This window comes from Desulfurella sp., assembly GCF_023256235.1.
Taxonomy (GTDB): Bacteria; Campylobacterota_A; Desulfurellia; order Desulfurellales; family Desulfurellaceae; genus Desulfurella.
In genome coordinates this window covers 45,000-51,419 of the sequence record NZ_JAGDWY010000089.1, presented here as the reverse complement: position 1 = coordinate 51,419, position 6,420 = coordinate 45,000, and the positions used below count along the sequence as shown (strand labels likewise).

Annotated in this window: 8 protein-coding genes; all 8 read left to right on the top strand. The window is 33.0% G+C overall.

Features of this window, described 5'->3' with window-relative positions:
• The coding region (locus Q0C22_RS09690) for an ABC transporter permease (RefSeq protein WP_291494224.1) at positions 1-563 on the top strand (563 nt) is incomplete at its 5' end.
• The gene (locus Q0C22_RS09685) at positions 548-1,318 is read left to right on the top strand and encodes an ABC transporter ATP-binding protein (RefSeq protein WP_291494222.1); all 771 of its coding nucleotides are present in this window, start codon (positions 548-550) and stop codon (positions 1,316-1,318) included. The genes Q0C22_RS09690 and Q0C22_RS09685, both read left to right, overlap by 16 nt.
• On the top strand, positions 1,302-2,234 hold the full coding sequence (locus Q0C22_RS09680; RefSeq protein ID WP_291494220.1) for an MlaD family protein: 933 nt from the start codon (positions 1,302-1,304) through the stop codon (positions 2,232-2,234). The genes Q0C22_RS09685 and Q0C22_RS09680 overlap by 17 nt, the downstream gene beginning before the upstream one ends.
• Positions 2,231-2,794 (top strand): hypothetical protein, encoded by a 564-nt coding sequence (locus Q0C22_RS09675; protein WP_291494218.1) that lies wholly within the window; start codon positions 2,231-2,233, stop codon positions 2,792-2,794. Before Q0C22_RS09680 ends, Q0C22_RS09675 begins: the two co-directional genes overlap by 4 nt.
• The gene (gene purD / locus Q0C22_RS09670) at positions 2,791-4,050 is read left to right on the top strand and encodes a phosphoribosylamine--glycine ligase (RefSeq protein WP_291494216.1); all 1,260 of its coding nucleotides are present in this window, start codon (positions 2,791-2,793) and stop codon (positions 4,048-4,050) included. The genes Q0C22_RS09675 and purD overlap by 4 nt, the downstream gene beginning before the upstream one ends.
• A gap of 14 nt (positions 4,051-4,064) precedes the next feature.
• A complete protein-coding gene (purE, locus tag Q0C22_RS09665) occupies positions 4,065-4,538 on the top strand; it encodes a 5-(carboxyamino)imidazole ribonucleotide mutase (RefSeq protein WP_291494214.1) in 474 nt (157 codons plus the stop codon).
• On the top strand, positions 4,538-5,281 hold the full coding sequence (locus Q0C22_RS09660) for a hypothetical protein (RefSeq protein ID WP_291494212.1): 744 nt from the start codon (positions 4,538-4,540) through the stop codon (positions 5,279-5,281). The genes purE and Q0C22_RS09660 overlap by 1 nt, the downstream gene beginning before the upstream one ends.
• Positions 5,282-5,287: 6 nt before the next feature.
• On the top strand, positions 5,288-6,391 hold the full coding sequence (gene tgt, locus Q0C22_RS09655) for a tRNA guanosine(34) transglycosylase Tgt (protein WP_291494210.1): 1,104 nt from the start codon (positions 5,288-5,290) through the stop codon (positions 6,389-6,391).
• The last annotated feature ends 29 nt before the right edge of the window (positions 6,392-6,420 follow it).

Below are 6,420 nucleotides of genomic sequence, written 5' to 3'. Positions count from 1 at the left end.
CTGCTCAACTAAGGCAGTTTGGTGCAAATATTTTTATAGTTGATCTGGTTAGTATTTCAATTGTTAGAGAACTTGGCCCATTGATTGTTGCAATAATTGTTTCAGGCAGAAGCGCAAGCAGCTATACTGCTACGCTTGGCTTAATGAAAGTCCAGGAAGAAGTTGATACACTTGATACAATGGGCGTATCGCCATATACGCTATTGGTGTTGCCGCGCATACTTTCACTTTTTATCGTTATGCCCCTTTTAATTGTATTTGCTGATATTGTTGGGATTTTTGGCGGGATGATTATATCAAATCTTATATTGGGTGTAAACTATGCAGAGTTTTTGGATAGGGCAAGCCGTGTTGTTACGATAAAATCTTTTTTATCCGGTATAGTTAAGGGTCCTGTGTTTGGTATTGTAATAGCATTGATTGGTACAAGTGAAGGATTTAAAGTTGAGCAAAAAGCAGAAAGTATAGGTACACATGTAACTGCGAGTGTTGTAAAAAGTATATTTAGCGTGATTGTAATAGATGCAATGTTTAGTGTGATTTATAGATGGCTAAAGATATAATAATTAGCGTTAGAAATCTACAAAGTGCATACAATGATCGCATTATACACGAAAATTTAAACCTTGATGTTTACAAAGGGGAAATTTTAGCCATAATCGGCGGTTCTGGTTCGGGGAAAACCACGCTTTTAAAAGAATTAATTTTACTTAAAGAGCCAAAACAAGGTGATATTATTATAGATGGTATAAATATTAAACAATTGAGTTTTAAACAAAAACAGGCTATAAAAAACAAGATTGGTGTAATGTTTCAGTCAGCTGCATTGTTTAGTAGCTTAAGTGTTGGTGAAAATATTGTATATGTGATAAAAAAACGCTATAATATAGACGATGAAATGGCAAAAAATATGGCTATGTTAAAGATAAAACTTTCTGATTTAGACGAAAGCGTCTACTGGCTGTACCCAAGTGAGCTATCAGGTGGTATGAAAAAAAAAGCAGCTCTTGCGCGTGCACTGGCTGTTGACCCTAAGATACTATTTTTGGATGAGCCAGTTAGTGGCCTTGATCCTATAAGTGCAGATGAGTTTGACAAAACGATAAAGAAGCTTGTTGAGCTTTTAGGTATCAGTGTAATTATGATAACGCACGATTTGTCTTCGCTTTTAATAGCTGATAGAGTTGCAATTATTGCAAATAAAACAATTATTTTTTGTGATACACCGGACAAAATACACACCGTAGACGATGCCTGGGTAAAAGAACTGTTTATGGGAGAGAGGGGCAAGAGGTTTTTAGATGGAAACAAAGCCTAACTATATACTTGTTGGTAGTTTTGTAATTATATTGAGTGCTGCAATAGTAATTATAGTTCTTTGGTTGTTTGGCTACAGGACAAATGAATCTTACAAGACTTACCTTATTTTGACAAAATATTCTGTAAATGGTTTATCCAGTAATTCTCTTGTAAAGTACAAAGGTGTAAATGTTGGTAATGTTGAAAAAATAGATATAGACCCAAACAACCCAGAAATTGTAAGAATTTTTATAAAAGTAAAAAGCAATATACCAATAAAAACTGATACAGTAGCCACAGTTTCAGCTCAGGGTTTAACGGGTCTTGCTTCTATTGATTTAACAGGCGGGACAAAAAACGCACCTCTTTTAACAAGTGTTGATCATAGTGAGTATCCTGTTATTAAATCAAAAATGAGTGAGTTGCAAAAAATTTCTCAAGCTTTACCAAATGTATTAGATAGCGCAAACACCCTTATTAAAAACATGAATGAAGTTTTTAATAAAGAAAACAGACAGCAAATATCATCAATTCTAAACAACACAAACAAAGCAAGCAAAGAATTAGCTATTGATTTGCAAAATTTAAATTCAACATTAAATAAAGCAAATGAAGCTATACAATCTATAAAACAGGCAGGAGAAAGCGCAGATAGTGCTTTTCAATCTACAAATAAGCTCATAGCCACATTGCAGGAAAGTTCAAAAAATCTTACCCAGATAAGTTCTGATTTGAGTCAGCTAATAAATGAAAATAAAAATCAAATAAATTATTTTACACATGAAAGTATGTATAATTTAAATCGCATGATAGAAAACATCAATAAAACAGTAAAAACTACTGATGAGCTTGTTAATGAGTTAAGATCAAATCCTACTTACATAATATATGGGAAACCCAAAACTCCATCGCCCACTGAAAGGAGTAATCAATGAAAAAAATTGTATTTTTTCTTTTTTTAGGCTTATTTTTAGCTTCTTGTTCTGTAAGGGTTAAAAACGTAAACAATACCGGATATAATTACCTGCAGCCTGAGGTTTTTAATGTAAGCCAAAAAAATGAAATAAAAATAAACTCGGTTAACTTAGATAGCGTAGAGTCAAATAGACTTAAAAACAACTACATTTTGTATGAGTCAAATGGTGTTTATAATTATTTTGCTTATTCTAAGTGGATAAATTCTCCCCCAACAATGCTAAAAGATTTTATACTTGAAAATATAAAATATATCAAGCAAGACCCTTATGCAAAATATAGGCTTAAAATTCTACTTTTTAATTATGAGCCACATTTTAATAATAAAGAAAGTTTTTTTTACTTTAAAGCAAGGGCTTTTTTGTATAACTCTCAATATGAGCTTTTAGCAAGCAAAATGTTTGATTATAAAAAGGATTTTAAAAAGAATACAAATGAATCGATGCTGGATGCAGCAGGTAAAGCAACACAGGAATTTTTAGAAAACCTAAATGAATGGTTATTGGGAGAGTTAAAATGAATGTACTTGTTGTTGGCAGTGGAGCAAGAGAACATGCCATTTGTTATAAACTCTCACAAAGCAAGCTTTGTGAGAAAATTTACTGTGCAAAAGGAAACGCTGGTACATCACAATTGGCAACGAATGTTGATATATCGGTGCTTGATTTTGAAGCTTTAGCAAAGTTTTGTAAAAAAAATTCAATTGAGTTTGTTGTTGTTGGGCCAGAAGAGCCTTTAGCAAAAGGTATTGTAGATTATCTAAATTATGCTGGCATACTAGCATTTGGCCCCACAAAGATAGCTTCAGCAATTGAGTCAAGTAAAATATTTTGCAAAAATTTATGCAAAAAATACTCTATACCAACGGCGGCCTATGAAACATTTGATAATTTTGATGAAGCGTATAGGTATATAAAAAAGGCAATTTATCCATTGGTTATAAAAGCAGATGGTTTGGCAGCAGGAAAAGGTGTAGCTATTGCCAATAATGAATACGAAGCTCTTGCTCACCTCAATGATTGTTTTGCCAATAAAAAGTTTGGCGAAGCAGGAAGCAGAGTTGTTATAGAAGAGTTCTTAGACGGCGAAGAATTGTCTTATATGGTTTTTTGTGATGGCAAAAAATTTGTCCCAATGGTTGCTTCACAAGACCACAAAAGGGTTTTTGATAATGATTTGGGTCCAAATACGGGCGGTATGGGAGCTTATGCAAAAGCGCCAATAGTAAACGCTATACAAAACCAGTGCGATTCGTTAATAGAGCAAACCTTAGATGCTTTAAAAAGTGAAGGGATTGATTACAGGGGAGTTTTGTATGCCGGTTTAATGGTTGTAGATAACAAGCCTTATGTGCTTGAATACAATTGCAGGTTTGGAGATCCAGAAACTCAGGTGGTTTTACCTTTATTAAAAAGTGATTTGTTAGATATTATGCTTAGATGTGCAAATGGCAATTTAGGTGATTACAAAATAGAGTTCGAAGATAAATTCTGCGTAAGTGTTGTTTTAGCAAGCAAAGGCTATCCGGGGCCTTACGAGAAAGACAAGCCTATATATGGCCTGGAAAATGTTACTGACGCCATTGTATTTCATGCAGGAACATACAAAAAAGATTCAAAAATATATACAAACGGTGGCAGAGTGTTGAATGTAGTGGCGCTTGATAAAGACTTTAAAAAAGCTATAGAAAAGGCTTATAAGGCAATTGAGAGTATTCACTTTGATGGAATGCATTTTAGACGCGATATTGGCAAAAAAGCACTAAAGTACTTTTGAAAAGGAGGAAAATTATGAAAGTAGCAATTATATCCGGCAGTAAAAGCGATGAAAACATTATCTATGAAGCAAAAAAAACATTGGAAGAGTTTGGTATTGAATATAAGGTTTACATTGCAAGTGCCCACAGAAGTCCAGAGTATGTAAAAGAAATAGTTCAAAAAGTAAATGCTGAATTTGATTGCATAATCGCAATAGCAGGGCTTTCTGCAGCATTGCCGGGTTTTGTTGCATCATATTCAATTTTGCCAGTAATTGGTGTGCCGGTTGATAGTGAGATGTTTGGGCTTGATGCACTGCTTTCTATTACTCAAATGCCAAAAGGTGTACCTGTTGCATCTATGGGTATTGGCAAAAAAGGTGCACATAACGCAGCATTATTTGTGGCAAGGATGTTTGCGCAAAAAGACCCTGATTTAAAACAAAAATTACTTGATTATATTAAAAAAGAAGAAGAAAATATACGCAAAATTAATGAAGATTTGTAATGTCCAAAAAAGAGTATGCCTGTATTGCTGGAATTGTAATATTTATTGTTATAACAAGTTTTAAATTTGGAAACGATTATAGTGTATATGGTTTAAAAAAACCTTTGAGTCTCTCATACAGCAATGGCATATTGTATGTTGCCCAAAAAGATGGCTATATAAGCATGCTAGATAAATACGGTCATATATTGGAATTGGAGTTTTTGAATTTAAATGATCCATCAAGCATATTAACCTATCAAAATATGATTGTAGTATCAACAAAAGATAATTTATTTTTTTACCAAAGGCCATCTAAGCTTTTAAAAGTAGTTAAGTTTTCTGGAAAGATCAGACAAATTGCAAACTTTGGCAATGATATTTTGGTTTTGCTTGATACAGGGGATATTTTAAAAGTACAAAATTATAAAGTAAAATTTTTATTTAATATTAAAGGTGCTTCGTCAATTGCAACCAATAACAATGAAATTTTTGCAGTTGTAGGACACAGTATTAAATCCTACAATATAAATAAACAAGTTTTGACAAGCAAGGATTTTAGTGTACCAATTGATTATATTAGTTTTAATAATGGTTATTTAAGTGTAACATCTCAACAAGTAAACAGAGTTTTTATTTTAAATAAAGATTTAATGCTAGTAAAATCATTTAAATTTGAAAAACCAACATTTGCATATTATTCAAACCAAAAATTGTTTGTTTGCTCAAGCGATTTAGATAAAATCTACATCAGAAATAATTAGGTAATTATGGAATTTAAGTGTTTGAAAACTTCAGATAATGCAAGACTGTCTTTGTTGTGGCTAAAAGATGAAATTGAGCTACCTGCGTTTATGCCTGTTGGTACGCAAGGTATAGTAAAGGCGCTTTTGCCAGATACACTTATTGATATTGGTTATAAACTTATGTTGTCCAATACATACCATTTGTATTTAAGGCCAGGCGTTGAAATAATTGAAGCTTTTGGAGGGTTGCATAAATTTACAAATTTTAAGGGTTCTATTTTAACAGATAGTGGTGGTTTTCAGGTTTTTAGTTTGTCGGATTTAAGAAAAGTTACGCAAGAAGGTGTTGTTTTTAAATCGCACATTGATGGCTCATATCACCTTTTTACACCAGAAAAAGTGCTTGATATACAGTTTCGATTTAAAATTGATATTGCTATGGTTCTTGATGAGTGTCCAGCATACAGCCTTGATAAAAGCTTTGTAGAAAAATCGCTAAACGTAACGCTAAATTGGGCAAAACGCTCTTCTGTAATAAAAAGGCCATCACATACTGCTGTTTTTGGTATTGTGCAAGGTGGTGTGTTTGAAGATTTAAGGAAAAAAAGCGCCCTTGAGATTGCAAGTATGGATTTTGACGGTATAGCTATTGGTGGTTTAAGTGTTGGAGAGTCGCCGCAAATGATGTATGATACTGTGGCTTCTGTTATGCAATATTTGCCAAAAGATAAACCAAGGTATGCCATGGGAGTTGGTAGGCCAGAAGATATTGTAAGGCTTGTTGGTTTTGGTGTAGATATGTTTGATTGCGTAATGCCCACAAGAAACGCAAGAAATGGCTATTTATTTACCGATTTTGGTAATATAAACATAAAAAATGCTGCTTATGCAAAAGATGAATCCCCTATAGATGAACACTGCGATTGCTATACGTGCAAAAACTATTCAAGAGCTTTTTTGAGGCATCTTTATAAATCAAAAGAATTGAGCTTTTATACGCTTGCAACAATTCACAATTTAAGTTATTATTATAATTTGATGCAACGCATAGGGCAGGCTATTAAAAATAATAGTTTTGCTGAGTTTAGCAAAAGTTTTTTAGATAAGAGGAAATATGGATATAGTTGAGAGTTTGAAAAATTTATTTAAAGAAAGGT

What these genes read in the sequence shown, in the direction of transcription:
- Q0C22_RS09685 (WP_291494222.1), top strand. Translation starts at nt 548, where the DNA reads ATGGCTAAAGATATAATAATTAGCGTTAGAAATCTACAAAGTGCATAC.
- Q0C22_RS09680 (WP_291494220.1), top strand. Translation starts at nt 1,302, where the DNA reads ATGGAAACAAAGCCTAACTATATACTTGTTGGTAGTTTTGTAATTATA.
- Q0C22_RS09675 (WP_291494218.1), top strand. Translation starts at nt 2,231, where the DNA reads ATGAAAAAAATTGTATTTTTTCTTTTTTTAGGCTTATTTTTAGCTTCT.
- purD (WP_291494216.1), top strand. Translation starts at nt 2,791, where the DNA reads ATGAATGTACTTGTTGTTGGCAGTGGAGCAAGAGAACATGCCATTTGT.
- purE (WP_291494214.1), top strand. Translation starts at nt 4,065, where the DNA reads ATGAAAGTAGCAATTATATCCGGCAGTAAAAGCGATGAAAACATTATC.
- Q0C22_RS09660 (WP_291494212.1), top strand. Translation starts at nt 4,538, where the DNA reads ATGTCCAAAAAAGAGTATGCCTGTATTGCTGGAATTGTAATATTTATT.
- tgt (WP_291494210.1), top strand. Translation starts at nt 5,288, where the DNA reads ATGGAATTTAAGTGTTTGAAAACTTCAGATAATGCAAGACTGTCTTTG.